This is a genomic window from Faecalibacterium hominis (ex Afrizal et al. 2022), from assembly GCF_049545105.1.
Classification (GTDB): Bacteria; Bacillota; Clostridia; order Oscillospirales; family Ruminococcaceae; genus Faecalibacterium; species Faecalibacterium duncaniae.
Genome location: NZ_CP186860.1, coordinates 2,813,983 through 2,832,040, shown reverse-complemented (window position 1 = coordinate 2,832,040; position 18,058 = coordinate 2,813,983). Strand labels below are relative to the sequence as shown.

Sequence of the window (18,058 nt, the reverse complement as noted above, 5' to 3'; positions counted from 1 at the left end):
AAAGTTGCGCTTTTTATTTTTCCCAAAAGTATTGACAAGGAGGTTTTCTCAACGATGCCGATGTATTTTTGCTGTTTTTTATCCATGAACCAACCGCATGACCCTTGACTACTTCTACGGACAAGCCGGAGAGCTGTTTTCGTTCTACCGCATTCCAAAGGCTCTTTTTCAGGAGCCACGGTTCCAGAGCCTGTCCACGGATGCCAAAACCCTATATGGTATCCTGCTGGATCGCATGAGCCTATCCGTGAAAAACGGCTGGCTGGACAAGCAGAACCGGGTGTTTATCCTCTTCACGATAGAGGATGTCAAGAGGGTATTGTGTTGCGCAGACAACAAAGCGACCAAGTTGCTCCGGGAACTTGAAAAGTTTGGTCTGATTGAACGAAAACGCCGAGGGCAGGGAAAGCCAAGTTTGGTGTATGTGAAAAACTTTTCGGCAGAATCTTCAAAAGGGAGTGTCAAGAATCGTGATAATGACGATTCTTGTGGCTTCAAAATCGCGTGTCAAGACCCTGCAAAATCACGATGTAATAAGACTAAAGAGAATGATACTGAAATGAGTGAGACTGATCTCTTCTATTCCGAAGAATCGGATGGAATGAGCAAACGCACCCAACTGGAGGAATATTTTTCTCAGTCCTTGGAGGTCGAGCTTCTTCTCCGGCTTTGCCCGGATGACGAGGACATCATCTACCAGATCGTTGATTTGCTGGTGGACACCTGCGCGACCAAGCGAAAGATGCTGCGAGTTGCCGGGGATGACCGCCCTGCCGAGATAGTGCGCAGCCGGTTTATGAAGCTGAACGCCGACCACATCAAATTTGTGTTGAAGTGTCTTGCAGAGAACAGCAGCCCCATCAGGAACATGAAACAATACCTGCTCGCTTCTCTGTACAACGCACCGACCACCATGCAGCTTTACTATCAGAATCAGACCAACCACGATTTTGCGAAACGGGGGTGATAAAAATTTCCAAGAAAGCAACCACGATTGCCATTGTCAACCAGAAAGGTGGTACCGGCAAAACAACAACCTGTGAAAATCTGGGTGTTGGCCTTGCCGCCGAGGGCAAGAAAGTTTTACTGGTGGATGCTGACCCACAGGGTTCGCTCACCATCAGTATGGGCTGGCAACAGCCCGATGAACTGCCCGCCACTCTTTCTACCCTGATGGCAAAAGCCATGAACGACCAGTGCATTCCGCCCGGTGAAGGTGTGCTGCACCATGCAGAGGGTGTAGACCTCATCCCGGCCAACATTGAGCTGGCAGGGCTGGAAGTTGCCCTTGTCAATACCATGAGCCGGGAAAAAATGCTGAAGCAAGTCTTGGACAGTGCAAAGCAGCACTATGACTATATTCTGTTGGACTGCACTCCCTCCCTTGGGATGCTGACCATTAACGCGCTGGCGGCGGCAGACACTGCTCTGATACCCGTACAGGCACAGTACCTTTCCGCGAAAGGTCTGGAACAGCTTTTGCAGACCATCAACAAGGTGCATCGGCAGATCAACCCAAAGCTGAAAATCGAAGGTATCCTGCTGACGATGACAGATAACCGCACCAACTATGGCCGACAAATCGACACGCTGATCCGGCAGGCATACGGAAAGCACATCAAAGTGTTCGGTCAGACGATTCCCCACTCCGTCCGTGCAGCGGAAATCAGCGCGGCGGGTAAGAGCATCTTTGTCCATGACCCGAAAGGCAAAGTGGCAGAAGCCTATAAATCTCTGACGAAGGAGGTGCTGGCCGATGCCGAAAAGCAGCGTAAACGCCAGCCTGAGCAGCTACGATGATATTTTTTCCACCGAAGAATCCCGGCAGGAAGAACAGCGCGAGCAGGTGCGGCAGATTCCGATTGGAGAGCTGTTTCCATTCAAGAACCATCCCTTCAAGGTTCTGGACGATGATTCTATGAGCGATACCGTGGAAAGTGTCAAGCAGTACGGTGTGCTTTCGCCGTTGATTGCCCGCCCCAGACCGAAGGGCGGCTATGAAATTATCTCCGGGCACCGCCGTCAACACGCTGCGGAGCTGGCCGGACTGGAAACCCTGCCGGTCATTGTGCGCCAGATGGACGATGATGCTGCCATAATCCTCATGGTAGATAGCAATTTGCAGCGTGAGCATATTCTGCCCAGCGAGAGAGCGTTTGCGTACAAAATGAAGTTGGATGCCATGAAAAATCAAGGTACAAGGTCAGATTTAACTTCGACACAAGTTGTGTCGAAGTTGCGGAGCAATGAAAAGCTGGGCGCAGAGAATAATCAAAGTCGTGAGACTGTTCGACGTTTCATCCGTCTGACCAACCTTATTCCAGAACTGCTGGACATGGTGGATAACAAAACCGTGTCCTTCAATCCTGCTGTGGAGCTTTCCTATCTTTCTCCTGAACAACAGCAGGAAGTGATCCGGGCAATGGATGATACCCAGAACTTTCCTTCTGTCTCACAAGCAAAGCGTATCAAGAAGCTAGCTCAGGATGGAACTTTTACAACGGAGACGGTCGTTGCCATTATGGGCGAGGAGAAAAAGAGCGAGCTTGATACGGTGACCATCAAAAATGACACCCTGAGAAAATACTTTCCCCGCAACTATACGCCCAAACAGATGGAAGATACCATCATCAAGTTGCTGGAACAGTGGCAGAAAAAGCGTCAGCACAGTGAAGAACGCTGACAGGATATGAATTTGAAAAGACCCGGTTGGGTCTTTTTCTTTAGGAAAAAGGAGAAAATGCCTATGAAGAATGATTCCAATCCCATTATTCGTTCCGAGGAAACCACCATTGATATGCATATCTGTGCCGCATTGTCGGAGAGCGGTGGCAGCGGCGAGATCTACTTTGCCGCCATCGCCCCGGACATGGAGCTGACGGTCATCACGTTGGACGAAGCTCCCGACATCCTGCCCTGCTTTGACGAGGATGATGCGTACCTGAACATCCCCGACAGCTCGCTGCTGCTTAGCTACAACCCGGCTCAGGTTCTGAAACTGGCAGGCAAGCACTATCTGACCGGCCCGGTCATTCTGGTGCGCACCAACATGGATGGCGAGTTCATCTCGCTGACGATTGATCAGGTCTACCTCTTTCAGAAGTACCTGATGCGCCACAGCGTCACCCTGATGGCTGACGGCCAGAAGCTGCCCTGCATCTGCATGGAGTGAGGTGCCTTTTTATGTCAACCAGAGAAAAAAGAGAACAGCGGAAAGCCCAGAAAGCGAGGTTTGTTGCAATGTATCCGGGCTTGTCGCACGATGAGATTATCGAGGAGTGTCTCAAGGAACTGAAGCACCATTTCGAGGTTGGGCCGGAAGTTGCCCTTATCAGTGCCGAAAAAGGTGTTCAGTGTGTGCCGTTTGATGAATCCCTTCAAAAGAAGTTTCCTTACTTTGAGGGGACTTACGAAGTCTTTGACGTTCCGCATACGGATTTTCAGATTCGCTACCAGCCAGAGCAGATTCTCGCCGCAAGCGGAAGAAAAATCCTAACCGGCACGGCATTTCTTTGCCGCAGGGAAAATGAGCGTTGTCTTATGCTTCCGAGCCGATATGAAAAGGTCGATGTGGAAGATTTTATTCGGGAGCATCTGTTTTTCTATGACGATGCTGAGATGCGCCATGTTGGTGTTGCGCTTTCGGAGGTTGCGTAATGGAGTTCGTGAAAGACTTTCTGATCTATGAAGCCGGTGCGCTCTGTGGGTTCTTTATCGCAGCCCTGATGAATGCGGCGCGCGCCGGACAGGAAATCACCATCAAATTTGAGGAGGATAAGCATGGAACAGGAAAAGAACACCCTGACGGTGCTGGAGATCGCACCGGGACAGTACCCGAAGCAGGTCGAGATCGATCCTGACCTGAAAGCCTTGCAGCAGGCGGTGGGCGGCTCCATCGGCGCAAGCTACCCCTTTGCCGATGACCCGGTCGCCATCATCTACAACGATGATGGTAAGCTGATGGGACTGCCGTTGAACCGTGCCCTGCGGGACGAGGACGGGCAGATGTACGATGCCGTTGCCGGAACCTTTCTGGTGGTGGGGCTGGGCGAGGAGGATTTTGCATCCCTGACCCCGGAGATGGCGCAGAAGTACGAGCGGCTTTTCCATCAGCCGGAAGATTTTATCCGGCTGGGGCATCGGATGATGGTTGTTCGTGTGCCCGATGAAGCAGTTTGCCCGGAAGAAAGCAAAACCACCCTGCCGAAGGATGCCGGATTTGACCGCTAAACACGACTTTCTGCACTGGAGGTGATGGAAATGCAGGAAGAAATCGAGCATAAAACGGTCAACTTCGCCATCTCGACTGCAAAGCTATCTGCCCGTACACTTTTGAGAGGGGCGCAGTTCTTTCTGCGCCAGTACGACAAGAGTGCGTCGCAGGGCAAGCAGTCCATGAAGCGGCTCATACGGCAGAACCGGGGTGTGACCAATCTGGAGATCGAAAAGACTGGCATCAAGGATTTTGACCGCTACGCTAAGCGGTATCACATCGACTATGCAATCCAAAAAGACCTGTCCTGCACACCACCTCGGTTTCTGATTTTCTTCAAGGCACAGGATGCAGACGTTCTGAACGCTGCGTTCAAGGAGTATTCTGCAGCAGTATTGAACAAGGCCGAGCGTCCCTCTGTGCTGGCCAAGCTGCACGATCTGGCACAGGTCATTGCCAACCTCCCCGACAAAGTACGGCACAAAGAGGAGGAACGTGGCTTATGAACAAGAAAAAGTTCACCAAGCTGCTGGCCCTGTACCTGCCTTATCTGGTGATTGGGCTGGCTGCGACCAATTTTGGCGAGGCATGGCGGCTGGCCGAGGGTAAGGAGCTGGGCGATAGAATCGTGTCACTCATAGATACGCTCCCGGCTGCATTTGCAAACCCTCTGCCCAGTCTGCACCCACTGGATATTCTGGTGGGCATCTGCTGCGGTGCCGGACTGCGGCTGGCGGTCTATCTAAAAAGCAAAAACGCTAAAAAGTACCGGCACGGTATGGAGTACGGCTCTGCCCGGTGGGGTACTCCGGCAGATATTGCGCCGTTCATGGCTCCGAAGTTTGAGGATAACATCATTCTGACTAAAACAGAACGCCTGATGATGAGCAACCGACCACCTGACCCCAAAAATGCCCGGAATAAAAACGTGCTGGTGGTGGGCGGTTCCGGCAGCGGCAAAACAAGGTATTTTATTAAGCCGAATTTGCTTCAATGCACGTCAAAAAGCCATCCGGTTTCATTCGTGGTAACTGACCCCAAAGGCGGTCTCATTCAAGAATGTGGACTTGCCCTGCTGAAGAACGGATATAAGATCAGGACGATGAACACCATAAATTTTCACAAGTCCATGCGCTACAATCCGTTCGCATATATCCACGAGGAAAAGGATATTTTGAAGCTGGTCACGACCCTTATGACCAACACCAAAGGTGAAGGTCAGGGCGGCGATCCATTCTGGGACAAAGCAGAGCGGCTTTTACTGACATCGCTGATTGCCTATCTGCACTATGAAGCCCCAGCTGAGGAGCAGAATTTTGCTACGCTGCTGGAAATGCTCAACACCATGCAGGTGTCCGAGGACGACGAGGATTATCAGAATCCGGTTGATTTGCTCTTTGAAGATTTGGTAAAAAAGAAGCCGAACAGCTTTGCAGGGCGGCAGTACAAGCTCTATAAATTGGCTGCCGGCAAGACCGCAAAATCCATCCTGATTTCCTGCGGTGCCCGCCTTTCGCCCTTTGACATCCAAGAAATCCGGGATGCGACCATGTACGATGAGCTGGAGCTGGATAAGCTGGGCGACCGAAAAACAGCCTTATTCCTTATCATGTCGGATACGGACAGCACGTTCAATTTCCTTATCAGCATGATCTACTCCCAGCTTTTCAATTTGCTCTGTGACAAGGCAGATGATGTGTACGGCGGAAAGCTGCCTGTCCATGTGCGCTGCCTGATCGACGAGTGTGCCAATATTGGCCAGATTCCGCAGCTGGAAAAACTGGTGGCAACCCTCCGAAGCCGCGAGATTTCGGCCTGCCTTGTGCTGCAAACCAGAAGCCAGTTGAAAGCCATCTACAAGGATAATGCGGATACCATCGTGGGCAACATGGACAGCCAGATATTTCTGGGTGGCAGCGAGCCTACTACCCTTAAAGATCTTGCCGAAGCACTCGGCAAGGAAACCATCGACAGCTACAACAATTCCGATACCCGTGGCAATAGCCCAAGCTATGGCACCAACTATCAAAAACTCGGTCATGAACTTATGAGCCGGGATGAGCTGGCGGTGCTGGATGGCGGCAAGTGCATCTTGCAGCTGCGCGGTGTAAGACCCTTTCTGTCGGATAAATACGATCTGACCCAACATCCGAACTACAAAATGACATCGGATGCTGACCCCAAAAATGCTCTGGATATTGAAAAATATCTGAGCCATAAAGAAAAAATCCGCCCGGACGACCAGTTCGTCCTCGTGGATGTTGATTCACTCCCGCCCGCCTGACAAAGACGAGCGGTTATTTTTTATCCTGACCCAAAAGGCGCACCAGAAAATCAGCCCTTGCCGCAGTTTACGGCAGTTCACAAGTAGGTTTCGGGTGTGCGCAGGGTCACTTTTTGCCAAACAAAGGAGACGAAATATGGAATTTTTCAATAGTGCAGTGGACGTTCTGAAGACTCTGGTGGTTGCTCTGGGTGCCGGTCTGGGCGTGTGGGGTGCTGTGAACCTCATGGAAGGTTACGGCGGTGATAACCCTTCTGCCAAGAGTCAGGGCATGAAGCAGCTCATGGCTGGCGGCGGCGTTGCCCTGATTGGTATCACCCTGATCCCCCTGCTGAGCGGTCTGTTCGGCTGATCTTTTCCGGGCGGCGTTTGCCGCCCCGTACATATTTACTTGCAAGCATTTCCAGCCCCTCCGTGGCAAACGGATTCTTATTATAAAGAGGAAACGCATTGCAAATCGAATATTCACCTTTATTTTGAAAGGATGGTGCTATTATGCAGATTCTGACTCACCTTATTTTTCTGCTCAACCTGCTCAAGACCCTTATCAACCATTTTTCTTGATGGGTGGTGGCGCTGAGTGGAAACCGTTCTCAAAGCAATCTCCGATTGGATCAAGTCACTGCTGACAGCTGCGATCATGTCCAATCTTTCCGGCCTGTTCGATGACGTCAACACCCAAGTGGGCAACATCGCACAGCAGGTCGGCACCAAACCATCCAGTTTTGAACCGCGCGTTTTCGCTATGATCGAGGCACTATCCCGTAATGTGGTGCTGCCCATCGCAGGCGTGATTTTGACCTTCATTGCCTGTTATGAATTGATTGAGATGATCACCCAGCATAACAACATGGCACAATTTGAACCTGCGCTGCTGATGAAATGGATCTTCAAAACTGCCATTTCGGTCTGGATGATCTCCAACACTTTCGACATCATCATGGCGGTGTTCGATGTGACGCAGCAGGTGGTGGCAAATTCCAGCGGCATCATCAGCGGCAACACAAGGGTCAACGACATCGGGCTTTCCATGCTGCAATCCAGCATGATGCAGATGGACGTAGGCCCACTGTTCGGGCTGTTCTTGCAGTCCTTCTTCATCGGTATCACCATGCGCATCCTGTCCATCGTGATTTTCGTCATCGTCTACGGAAGAATGATTGAAATCTACATGATGGTCAGTCTGGCTCCAGTGCCCATGGCAACATGGGGCAACCACGAGCAATCCCATGTTGGACAGAACTATCTTCGTTCTCTGTTTGCGCTGGGATTTCAGGGATTCCTGATCCTGATCTGCGTGGCGATCTATGCCGTTCTGCTTCAGAATGTTGCCATATCCGGGGATGCCATCAACTCGATCTGGAGCATCGTGGGGTACACGGTGCTGCTATGCTTTACGCTGTTCAAGACTGGTTCCGTCGCCCGAAGCATTCTGGGCGCACACTAAGGAGGTGGAATTTTGGCAGCTTATATTTCCGTGCCGCGCGATTTCAGCAAGGTGAAGTCCAAAGTAGCCTTCAACCTGACCGCCCGGCAGCTTATCTGTTTTGGTGCAGCGGCAGTCGTAGGGGTGCCGCTGTTTTTTGTTCTGCGGGACACCGCTGGCAATTCCGGTGCTACCCTCGGCATGATGGCGGTCATGCTGCCCATGTTCTTTCTGGCCATGTATCAGAAGAACGGTCAGCCGGCTGAAAAGATCCTGCGGTACTACTTTCAGGCGCGCTTTGTTCGCCCGAAGGTGCGTCCGTACCAGACCCGCAATTACTATGCACTGCTTGTGAAGGGAGATGACGCCCATGATTCCGTTTCTGAAAAAGAATAAAGACGGCAAAAAGCCGCCCAAGCCCACAGTGCCCCGCACGGCACAGGAAAGCATCCCGTTCCAGCGGATGTTTGAGGACGGTACCTGCCGTGTCCGTCCCGGCTACTACACCCGCACCATCCAGTATCAGGATATCAACTATCAGTTGGCGCAGCAGGAGGACAAGACCGCCATCTTTGAGGAATGGTGCTCTTTTCTCAACTTTTTCGACAGCTCTATCCACTTTGAACTGTCTTTCGTGAATACCGCCACCGATTCGGCAGACTTCGAGAAGTCCATCCGCATCCCGTACCAGCAGGATGGCTTTGATGATGTGCGAGCCGAGTACAGCCAGATGTTGCGGCAGCAGCTTTCCAAGGGCAACAACGGTCTGACCAAGACCAAATTCCTGACCTACGGCATCGAGGGCGACAGCATGGCGCAGGTCAAACCTCGGTTGGAGCACATCCAGAACGACCTGATGAACAACTTTCACAGGTTGGGCGTTCTGGCAAAGCCGCTGGACGGTACGGAGCGTCTGCGGCTGATGCATGGGATGCTGAACATGGATGGCGCCAACAAGTTCCACTTCAACTGGAAAGACCTTGTGCCCAGTGGTCTGTCCGTAAAGGATGCCATTGCCCCCACTGCGCTGGCGTTTAAGAACAGCCGCACCTTTCAGATGGGCGGCATCTTCGGAGCGGTCAGCTTTCTGAATATCACGGCTTCTGACCTGAGCGACCAGTTGCTGAAGGATTTTCTGGACATGGATTCCAGCCAGATCGTTACCATGCACATCCAGTCCGTTGACCAGAACAAGGCCATCAAAACCATCAAGCACACCATCACCGAACTCGACCGCAGCAAGATCGAGGAGCAGAAAAAAGCTGTCCGCGCCGGATACGACATGGACGTGCTGCCGTCTGATTTGGCGACCTACGGCAGGGATGCCAAGGCACTTTTGAAGGAGCTGCAGAGCCAGAATGAGAGAATGTTTTTGGTGACGTTCCTCGTGTTGAACACCGGAAAAACCGAGCAGGAACTGGAAACCAACGTGTTTCAGGCGGTCAGCATTGCGCAGAAGCACAACTGCGAATTATGCCGCCTTGATTTTCAGCAGGAGCAGGGGCTGATGAGCAGCCTGCCACTGGCAGACTGCCAGATTGAAATCCAGCGCGGTCTGACCACCAGCAGCACAGCGATTTTTGTGCCGTTTACCACACAGGAGCTGTTCGACAACGGCAAGGAAAGCCTGTATTATGGCTTGAACGCCCTGTCCAACAACCTGATTATGGTTGACCGCAAAAAGCTGAAGAACCCCAACGGTCTGATTTTGGGCACTCCCGGTTCCGGTAAATCCTTCAGCGCAAAGCGTGAGATCTGTAATGCGTTCCTCGTGACGGACGATGATATCATCATCTGTGACCCGGAATGTGAGTACGCTCCGCTGGTGGAGCGTCTGCATGGGCAGGTCATCCACATCAGCCCTGCCAGTACCCAGTATATCAACCCGATGGACATCAACAGCAACTACTCGGAAGAGGATAACCCGTTGGCTTTGAAAGCCGACTTTGTACTGTCCCTGTGCGAACTGGTGGTGGGCGGCAAGGAGGGCTTGCAGCCAGTGGAAAAGACGGTCATTGACCGCTGTGTCCATGTAATCTACCGCAAGTATTTCGAGAATCCCATCCCAGAAAATATGCCCCTGTTGGAAGATTTGTACAGCGCCCTGCTGACACAGGACGAACCGGAAGCCCGCCATGTGGCGGCTGCGCTGGAAATCTACGTCAAGGGCAGTTTGAACATTTTTAACCACCACACCAACGTGGATATCAATAACCGCATTGTCTGTTTTGACATCAAGCAGCTTGGCAAGCAGTTGAAGAAACTCGGTATGCTTATCGTGCAGGATGCCGTGTGGGGGCGCGTGACCGCCAACCGCAGTGCCGGAAAATCCACCCGGTACTATGCAGACGAATTCCACCTTTTGCTGAAAGAGGAGCAGACTGCCGCTTATTCTGTGGAGATTTGGAAGCGTTTCCGTAAGTGGGGCGGCATCCCGACAGCCTTGACGCAGAACGTCAAAGATCTGCTGGCAAGTCCCGAAGTATCAAATATTTTTGAGAATTCAGACTTCGTTTATATGCTCAATCAGGCGAACGGTGATCGGCAAATCCTCGCAAAGCAGCTCAATATCAGCCCGCATCAGCTTTCCTACGTTACCCACTCCGGCGAAGGTGAAGGGCTGCTGTTTTTCGGTAACGTGATCCTGCCCTTTGTTGACCACTTCCCGAAAGACCTTGAACTCTACCGCATCCTCACGACCAAGCTCAACGAGATCTCGGAGGGCGCACAGAAATGAGTGAACCGAAACTGATCATCAAAGAGGAATCGTCCGCAAAAAAGACCCGTTCTCCCCCGAAGAAAGCGAGGGTGGAACAGTCGGCGCCCAGAAAGAAAAAACTGAAAACCGATGCAGATAAGGCTGCGGAAAGGGCGCAGCACCTGCGGTTTGGCAAAGCGGAGCTGACCCCGGACGAGCTGAGCCGGTTGAGCAAGGCACAGAAGCGGGAGATGTACGCCGCCCATGCCGCCCGGTCTGCGGTGCATCGGGAGGTTGACCAGTACGAGGACGATAATGTGGGCACGCAGGCTTTAAGCGAGGGCGAAAAGACAGCAGGAAATGTCCGGGATATTTCCAAGAGCATCTATGCCCGGAAGCTGAAAAAGAAAGCCAAGATGCAGGGCAAGAAGGGTGCCAAAACCGCAAAATCTTTCCCGCAGAAGCCGACTACGGCACAAGATGCAGGCGCATCCTGCACCGGCAAGGGCGGCTCCAACGGGCTTTCACGCTGGAAACAGCGGCAAGAAATCCGTAAAAGTCACTATGCCGCCGCCCATTCGGGTACAGCGGTACAGACCGCAGGCGGCAAAGCGGTATCCAATGGCACCACTGCTGCGAAGTCTGGTATGGAACAGGTCATCGACAAAGGAAGATCGGTGGTCAGCACCGCAGTCAACGGCATTGCCAATTTTGCAAAGAGCAACGCGCACGTTCTTTTGATCGTGGGCGTTTTTCTTTTGCTCCTGCTGCTGGTCATGTCAGCGTTTTCGTCCTGTTCCATTCTGTTCTCCGGCACCACGCAGGTATCCGGGCAGACCATTTACACCGCAGAGGACCGGGACATCCGGGGAGCCGAAACCGACTACAAGAAGCTGGAAAAGGAACTGGATAAAAAGATCAAGCGCACTCCTACCGACCACCCCGGCTACAACGAGTACCAGTACCACCTCGACCCCATCGAGCACGACCCGTGGCAGCTCACTTCGTATTTGACCACTCTCTACGACGATTACACTCGCAGCGAGGTACAGGGCAAATTGAAGGAGACCTTCAAAAAGCAGTATAAGCTGACCACATGGGTAGAGGTGCAGATACGGTATAAGACCGTGTGGGTCATCAGTCCGGCAGGAATCCCTGTTCCCACGCAGGTGCCTTATGAGTATCGTATTTTTCACACAAAGCTGGTGAACAAAGGGCTGGAAGTCGTCATCCGAGAGGAACTGGACAACGACCAGTGGAAACGGTATGAGATCTTTCAGGACACCTTGGGCGGCAGACCTTATCTTTTTAATGGAGGCTTACCGCCCGGTGGCTCCGATGGCTCCGCCTCACCGGGCATCGACTATCAGGTTCCGGCAGAGGCCCTGACTGACAGCGAGTTTGCGGCCATCTACAAGGAAGCTCAAAAGTATGTGGGCACGCCCTATGTGTGGGGCGGCTCCACCCCGGAAACTGGATTCGATTGCAGCGGCTATGTCTGCTGGGTCTACAATCAAAACGGCTACGATGTGGGGCGCACCACCGCCAACGGCTTGTGGAATAAGAGCCAGCACATCAGCGAGGCTGAAGCAAAGCCCGGTGACCTTGTTTTCTTCGAGGGAACGTATGATACCCCCGGAAAAAGTCACGTTGGAATCTACCTCGGCAACGGGATGATGGTGTCCGCCGGCGACCCCATCAAGTACGCAAACATTCACTCGTCCTACTGGGAGAAGCATCTTGCAGGATTTGGACGACTTTCAAAATGATTGGAGGAATTTTATGAGCGAGAAATCGGATAAGCTGCGGGCAATGCTGGAAAAAGAGAAGGAGCGCCGCATCAAGCTGAACAACCGCATCGAGATCCTGGAGCGGCGCATTCAGGAGGAAGATTCTGCCGAGGTCAACGAGATGGTGCGGACTGCAAAGGTCACGCCGGAACAGCTTGCCGCCCTGCTGCGGCAGTCTGCAACTGCCACCCCGACCCCGGCTGCGCTGTCCGCGGTCGGTGCTACCTTTAATAAGGAGGACGATTCCAATGAAGATGATGAATAAGGTTTGTGCGCTGGTGCTGTCGGTGGCACTGTGCGCTGGCATGGCGGCTCCCGCTTTTGCCTATGGCGGTGAGCCTGTGGAGGAAGTGGAACAGCCCGTCCTGACTTCTACCACCGATGAAGAAGATGTGGTCACCGTGACCGATGAGGAAACCGGTGCTCTGACCCCGGAGGGCAATCTGACGCTGGTGGACGATTACCACACCAGTTATTCGGATGGCTCTGGCCAGCAGTTCATCACGCTGGTGTCGAAGTCTGGCAACACATTCTATCTGGTCATCGACCGCAACGACAAGGGGGAAAACACCGTTCATTTCATGAATCTTGTGGACGAAGCCGACCTTCTTTCCCTGATGGAAGATGAAGATGCCGATGCCTACACCGCTGAAAAAGAAGCAGCGGCGCAGGCAGAACAGGAGCGCAAACAGGCCGAGGAGGATGCGAAAAAGGCTGCGGAAGAAGCGGCGGCATCCGGTTCTGAACAGACTGGTGGCAACAAAGTTACGAAGTATGCTGCTACGTTCTTAGGCGTACTGGCACTGGTCGGTTTGGTTGCTGGCGGTGGCATTTACACCTTTATGAAGCAGAAGCAGAAAAAGCAGGCAGAAAAAGAAGCCCTTGACCCCGATGCAAACTACACTGAGGACAAGGGCGACTTTGAAATCCCTGTGGAGGATGAGCCGGAGGAGACCGGCGAGGAGGATAACGCAGAAGAATAATTCTATTGGCGGCGTTTGCCGCCTTACATATTGCAATCCGAAACAGATTGGAGGGATTCTTATCGCAAAATTGATCGTGGCGGAGAAACCGTCCGTCGCCATGTCCTATGCCAAAGTCCTCGGTGCCACCAGCCGTCAGGACGGCTACCTTGAGGGCAACGGCTATCTGGTTAGCTGGTGTGTGGGTCATCTGGTGGAACTGGCTCCGCCTAATGTCTACGATGCCAAATACGTCAAGTGGAGCATCGCAGATTTGCCCATCCTGCCGGAAAGGTGGCAGTATCTGGTGTCTGCCAGCACCAAAAAGCAGTTTGGCATCCTGCAAAAGCTGATGAATCGCCCGGACGTAGACAGCATCGTGAACAGTTGCGATTCCGGACGTGAGGGAGAACTGATCTTCCGCTTGGTGTACCAGCAAGCGGGATGCAAAAAGCCCTTTACCCGCCTGTGGCTGTCCAGCATGGAGGAAAACGCCATCCGGGAGGGCTTTGCCCACCTCAAACCGTCAACTGAATACGACGCCTTGTACAAGGCGGCTTTATGCCGGGAACGTGCCGACTGGATGGTCGGTATCAATGCGTCCCGGCTTTTTTCGTGCCTGTACGGTCAGCCGCTGGCGGTAGGGCGTGTTATGACCCCGGTGCTTGCCATGACGGTGGTGCGGGAAGCCGCCATTGCCGCCTTTGTGCCGGAGAAATTCTACACGGTTGCCCTGACCCTTGCGGATGGCGGCACCGCATCCAGCAAGCAGTTTGCCCAGAAAGCGGATGCCGAACTGCTGCTTTCCAAATGCCGAAAGGATGGGCGTGTCACGGTGCAGAAGATGGAGCGCAAGGAAAAAGCCGAAAGCCCGCCGCAGCTCTATGACCTTACCGCATTGCAGCGGGATGCAAACCGTCTGTTGGGATTTACGGCGCAGCAGACCTTGGATTATGCCCAAAGTCTTTACGAAAAACGGCTCATCACCTACCCCCGCACGGACAGCCGCTTTTTGACGGAGGATATGGCGGCATCCCTTCCGGGGCTGGTGATGGACACGGGCCGGGTGTTTGCCGTGGAAGAGCCGTTTCCCATCCATGTGCAGCAGGTCATCAACGGCAGCAAAGTCACCGACCACCATGCGCTGTTGCCAACGAAAAGCATGGCAAAAGCAGACCTTGCCGCACTCCCTGCCGGGGAGCAGAATGTCTTGCGGCTGATTGCCGCACGGCTGCTCTGCGCCGTGGGTGAGCCTTACTGCTATGCAGAAACCACCTTGACTACAATCTGCGCAGGCGAAGAATTTACCGCCAAAGGCAAAGTTGTGCTGTCCGAGGGATGGAAAACCATGGAGCGGAAAATGCTGGGAGAACTGCTGAGCAAGCAGAAAGAACCGGCTGTTCTGCCGGATGTGCAGGAGCAGAGCCAGTGCAGCGTTGCTGATGCCGAACTGAAGGAAGGTCAAACGTCCCCGCCGAAATCCTACACGGAAGATACGCTCCTGTCCGCTATGCAGGCAGCGGGTGCAGACAGTATGCCGGAGGGCGTGGAACGTCAGGGCATCGGCACCCCGGCTACCAGAGCTGCCACCATCGAAAAGCTGGTGCAGAAGGGTTTTCTGGAACGCAAGGGCAGCAAAAAGACCAAGGTGCTTCTGCCCACGGATAAGGGAAAAGCCCTCATCACCGTGATGCCCGAAGAAATTCAATCCCCGGAAATGACCGCCGATTGGGAAACAAAACTGCTGCAAATCGAGCGTGGCGAAATGGAGCCGAGCGAATTTATGACCGAGATCAATACGATGATTACCGAACTGGTAAAGAACACGGAAATGAAAAAAGGAGTGAATGCGCTTATGAAAAACAAGATTATTGGTGTCTGCCCGAATTGCGGGAAGCCTGTTGTGGAGCGTGAAAAGGGTTGGTTCTGCGAGAACCGGGAGTGCCGTTTCGTGCTGTGGAAGGACAATGCGTTCTTCAAGCGTCTGGGCAAGCGGCTGGACGCTCATGTGGCGGACAAGCTGCTGCGGGATGGGCGTGTCCGCCTGAAGGACTGCAAGAGCGCCAAGGGCAAGACCTACAACGCCACCGTGCTGCTGTCCTGTGAAGCGGATGGCCGCAGCAAGTTTTCTCTGGAATTTGAAGGTGGGTGCTGATGGAGCAGAAAAAAGAAGCGGTCTACCTTATCAACGATGAACGCTATCTCCACCTCCGGGAAAACGGTGCAGGCGTCGGCTTTGCCACCTACAACAAGGTAACTGGCGAGCCGCTGGAAAGCGGGCAGATCTCGGAAAAGAACCTGCCGCCCGATGGCAGGAACGCCATTTCTGCCGCCCGGAACTGGTATCTGTTTGAACTTTCGGACGATGACCGTAAGGCCATCCAACAGGAAAGCGTAAAGATCCTTGAAAACATCCCGCAGGCGGGCATTGGCAGGCGGCGCATCTGGGAGCCGGAAACGCTGCCGAAGGATATTCGTCTCATCAACAGCCACTATGATGACCTCTATCGCATTCCAGATGGCGGCGTGATTCAGGTGGATTACCCGGATGGGCGCAGTTTTACGGCACGGGTGGAACATCTGGATGATTACCACTTTGACATGGGCGGTCTGGGCAATGTGTTCCACATCTGCCAGTTTGCCGAAGTCATGGAACGAAACCATGCAGACTTCTACCCGGAGATTCAGACACAGGACGAGCAGGCGGCGTGGGAACTGGGCGGCAAAGGCTACCTTGCCATCCAGTCCTGTGAGGATGGATGGAACTACACCATTTACCACAGCGATTATTCTGTGATGGACGGTGGGCAGCTGGATGCCCCGGAACTGACCATTCAGGAAGCCCGTGAGCAGATTCTGGAAGCGCACCACATGGAAAAGGGCCGGCGGCTACTGCAGGACTACGATGCAGTCATGGATAAAGTTGCGGAAGCCGAGGAACTGAGTGCAGACCATCGCCCTTCCACACTGGAAAAGCTGGCAGAACTGGCAAGTGATACGGCTGCGCCAAAATCCTCTGCACGTTCTGCGCCAGAACTGTGAGGTGGACGATGCAGCAAAAATGGAACCAGAATTTTGACGGTGAACCCATGACGGACATCCCGCGGAAGTTTCTGAACGCAGGGTGCGATGTTTATATGGTGATGCAGCTGCGGCATGACGAAAAAATCCTCGATGAAAGATTTGCTTCCATGCGGGAACTGCATCGTCGGGGCAAAACGCCCGACCCGGAGCATTACGAGGTCACCTACTATGCTGATCTTCCCACCATGTGGCAGGATGTGCCGAACAACGAGATTTTGGAAGAACTATTTCAGATGTTCAACCTCTCCCGTCCGCAGGATTTTGAGGGGCACAGCCTGTCGGTCAGCGATGTAATCATGCTGAATCATGATGGGAAGATTTCAGCCCATTATGTGGACAGCATCGGCTTTAAGGAGCTGCCGGGGTTTCTGGATAAAAAGCCGGAACGCACCTCTGTTTTGCAAACGCTCAAAGAGAAGTGCGATGCCCCGGAGTGCAATCCAACTGGATGCCGGAAAGTGAGGGCTGACCATGAACTTTAACCATGAAGAACTCATGCTGATGATGCTTTACAACACCGGAACCCGACTGGGGCTTATCCACGAACTGCGGCTGATGCAGTGCTGCCTGATGCCCGATGAAACTGCCCTGCGGGAACTGTCGGAGGGCGTTATCGAAAAGCTGAAACTCATGACTGATGCTGAGTTTGTCGAGTTGGAATTTCCACTGGACTGATCTTTGCCGCCTGCGGGCGGCGTACATAAAGTATTTTGTTCTTCCAAAAGATATGCTATAATCAAATTAGACAAAATTCCTCTCTTCAAGCGATTTCTCCGCAATTTTCCTGTGGCTCTGCTCGTATCAAAAATAAGGGACTGAATTTTAATTGTCAGAACGGAGGAACCATTATGGCAATCTTTGAAAAGACCATCCGAAACAAAAACTTTGACAAGCTGCTTCGGAAGCTGGAAAATGAAATCCCGGACAGCAGTTGGTCGGCAGATTTAGAGGCAGGCAGTGATTTCAAAGAGGGCGATGCCCGGTGCAGTGTCCGTGTATTTGAACGGTACAGCATGATAGGCGGCAACCGCCTGAGCCTGACGCTGACCCTGTTCCAGAATGGAGACAGTCCGATCCGCCTGTCTGCCATCACCGCAGGCGGCAGTCAGGCGGTGTTCTTCAAGGTGAACACCCTTGGAGAAGAATCTTTTCTGGACGATGTAAAGGACCTGCTGGAAGAAATTTTGGAGGAGTAAAATGTTTTTTGGATGGTTTGACGCTATATTCAGCTTCATTTTCCCAATCCTGTTCCTGCTTTTTATTGGAATGTTTTTCTTTGCTCTAATTTCAAATCTCCGCACATGGAACAAAAACAACCACTCGCCGCGGCTTACCGTTCCGGCAACAGTGGTAGCAAAGCGCACCGATGTTTCGCATTCCAGCAGTGCCAATGCCGGAGATATGTCCGGTGCGCACGGATACGACACTAGCACATTTACATCGTACTATGTGACTTTTCAGGTAGAGAGCGGCGACCGGATGGAATTTGAAGTGGACGGAAGCGATTATGGTCTGCTCGTGCAGGGCGACATCGGAAAGCTGAGTTTTCAGGGCACCCGCTATCTTGGGTTTGAGCGGAGCTAAGTGTTTCTTACATTATA

22 protein-coding genes are annotated in these 18,058 nt (G+C 52.8%); all 22 read left to right on the top strand.

Annotated features, from left to right (window positions below; translation table 11 throughout):
• Positions 1–97 precede the first annotated feature (97 nt).
• The gene (locus tag ACKXGA_RS13580; protein WP_423729702.1) at positions 98–967 is read left to right on the top strand and encodes a DUF6017 domain-containing protein; all 870 of its coding nucleotides are present in this window, start codon (positions 98–100) and stop codon (positions 965–967) included.
• Positions 967–1,800, top strand: coding sequence for a ParA family protein (locus ACKXGA_RS13575; protein ID WP_423730411.1), 834 nt, complete (start codon positions 967–969; stop codon positions 1,798–1,800). Before ACKXGA_RS13580 ends, ACKXGA_RS13575 begins: the two co-directional genes overlap by 1 nt.
• On the top strand, positions 1,757–2,683 hold the full coding sequence (locus tag ACKXGA_RS13570) for a ParB/RepB/Spo0J family partition protein (protein ID WP_154266148.1): 927 nt from the start codon (positions 1,757–1,759) through the stop codon (positions 2,681–2,683). The genes ACKXGA_RS13575 and ACKXGA_RS13570 overlap by 44 nt, the downstream gene beginning before the upstream one ends.
• A gap of 63 nt (positions 2,684–2,746) precedes the next feature.
• Complete coding sequence (locus ACKXGA_RS13565) at positions 2,747–3,172, top strand: hypothetical protein (protein ID WP_154266147.1); 426 nt, start codon at positions 2,747–2,749, stop codon at positions 3,170–3,172.
• Between the two features lie 11 nt (positions 3,173–3,183).
• Positions 3,184–3,657: a hypothetical protein gene (locus ACKXGA_RS13560; protein WP_154266146.1), complete on the top strand. Its 474-nt coding sequence runs from the start codon at positions 3,184–3,186 to the stop codon at positions 3,655–3,657.
• Positions 3,657–3,860: a hypothetical protein gene (locus ACKXGA_RS13555; RefSeq protein ID WP_173016332.1), complete on the top strand. Its 204-nt coding sequence runs from the start codon at positions 3,657–3,659 to the stop codon at positions 3,858–3,860. Before ACKXGA_RS13560 ends, ACKXGA_RS13555 begins: the two co-directional genes overlap by 1 nt.
• Positions 3,781–4,230 (top strand): DUF3846 domain-containing protein, encoded by a 450-nt coding sequence (locus ACKXGA_RS13550; RefSeq protein WP_154266145.1) that lies wholly within the window; start codon positions 3,781–3,783, stop codon positions 4,228–4,230. Before ACKXGA_RS13555 ends, ACKXGA_RS13550 begins: the two co-directional genes overlap by 80 nt.
• Before the next feature lie 30 nt (positions 4,231–4,260).
• On the top strand, positions 4,261–4,719 hold the full coding sequence (locus tag ACKXGA_RS13545; protein WP_154266061.1) for a PcfB family protein: 459 nt from the start codon (positions 4,261–4,263) through the stop codon (positions 4,717–4,719).
• A complete protein-coding gene (locus tag ACKXGA_RS13540) occupies positions 4,716–6,497 on the top strand; it encodes a VirD4-like conjugal transfer protein, CD1115 family (protein ID WP_423729701.1) in 1,782 nt (593 codons plus the stop codon). Before ACKXGA_RS13545 ends, ACKXGA_RS13540 begins: the two co-directional genes overlap by 4 nt.
• A gap of 136 nt (positions 6,498–6,633) precedes the next feature.
• Positions 6,634–6,849 (top strand): Maff2 family mobile element protein, encoded by a 216-nt coding sequence (locus ACKXGA_RS13535; protein WP_015565185.1) that lies wholly within the window; start codon positions 6,634–6,636, stop codon positions 6,847–6,849.
• Positions 6,850–7,077: 228 nt separating this feature from the next.
• A complete protein-coding gene (locus tag ACKXGA_RS13530) occupies positions 7,078–7,944 on the top strand; it encodes a VirB6/TrbL-like conjugal transfer protein, CD1112 family (RefSeq protein WP_044960452.1) in 867 nt (288 codons plus the stop codon).
• Positions 7,945–7,956: 12 nt separating this feature from the next.
• Positions 7,957–8,319 carry a PrgI family protein gene (locus ACKXGA_RS13525; protein WP_044960449.1) on the top strand — a complete coding sequence of 121 codons (363 nt, stop codon included), beginning with the start codon at positions 7,957–7,959 and terminating at the stop codon, positions 8,317–8,319.
• Positions 8,294–10,660: a VirB4-like conjugal transfer ATPase, CD1110 family gene (locus tag ACKXGA_RS13520; RefSeq protein WP_423729700.1), complete on the top strand. Its 2,367-nt coding sequence runs from the start codon at positions 8,294–8,296 to the stop codon at positions 10,658–10,660. The genes ACKXGA_RS13525 and ACKXGA_RS13520 overlap by 26 nt, the downstream gene beginning before the upstream one ends.
• On the top strand, positions 10,657–12,390 hold the full coding sequence (locus tag ACKXGA_RS13515) for a C40 family peptidase (RefSeq protein ID WP_423729699.1): 1,734 nt from the start codon (positions 10,657–10,659) through the stop codon (positions 12,388–12,390). Before ACKXGA_RS13520 ends, ACKXGA_RS13515 begins: the two co-directional genes overlap by 4 nt.
• 13 nt (positions 12,391–12,403) lie before the next feature.
• On the top strand, positions 12,404–12,676 hold the full coding sequence (locus ACKXGA_RS13510) for a DUF4315 family protein (RefSeq protein ID WP_423729698.1): 273 nt from the start codon (positions 12,404–12,406) through the stop codon (positions 12,674–12,676).
• A complete protein-coding gene (locus ACKXGA_RS13505) occupies positions 12,660–13,394 on the top strand; it encodes a DUF4366 domain-containing protein (RefSeq protein WP_423729697.1) in 735 nt (244 codons plus the stop codon). The genes ACKXGA_RS13510 and ACKXGA_RS13505 overlap by 17 nt, the downstream gene beginning before the upstream one ends.
• A gap of 100 nt (positions 13,395–13,494) precedes the next feature.
• Complete coding sequence (locus tag ACKXGA_RS13500; protein WP_423729696.1) at positions 13,495–15,528, top strand: DNA topoisomerase 3; 2,034 nt, start codon at positions 13,495–13,497, stop codon at positions 15,526–15,528.
• On the top strand, positions 15,528–16,415 hold the full coding sequence (locus ACKXGA_RS13495) for an LPD16 domain-containing protein (protein ID WP_423729695.1): 888 nt from the start codon (positions 15,528–15,530) through the stop codon (positions 16,413–16,415). The genes ACKXGA_RS13500 and ACKXGA_RS13495 overlap by 1 nt, the downstream gene beginning before the upstream one ends.
• Positions 16,416–16,423: 8 nt before the next feature.
• Positions 16,424–16,939, top strand: a complete 516-nt coding sequence (locus ACKXGA_RS13490; protein WP_423729694.1) for a YodL domain-containing protein — start codon at positions 16,424–16,426, stop codon at positions 16,937–16,939.
• A complete protein-coding gene (locus tag ACKXGA_RS13485; protein ID WP_423729693.1) occupies positions 16,929–17,132 on the top strand; it encodes a transposon-transfer assisting family protein in 204 nt (67 codons plus the stop codon). The genes ACKXGA_RS13490 and ACKXGA_RS13485 overlap by 11 nt, the downstream gene beginning before the upstream one ends.
• Positions 17,133–17,305: 173 nt before the next feature.
• A complete protein-coding gene (locus ACKXGA_RS13480) occupies positions 17,306–17,653 on the top strand; it encodes a DUF6054 family protein (RefSeq protein ID WP_348817333.1) in 348 nt (115 codons plus the stop codon).
• 1 nt (position 17,654) lies between these two features.
• The gene (locus ACKXGA_RS13475) at positions 17,655–18,041 is read left to right on the top strand and encodes a DUF2500 domain-containing protein (RefSeq protein WP_015536783.1); all 387 of its coding nucleotides are present in this window, start codon (positions 17,655–17,657) and stop codon (positions 18,039–18,041) included.
• Positions 18,042–18,058: the final 17 nt, after the last annotated feature.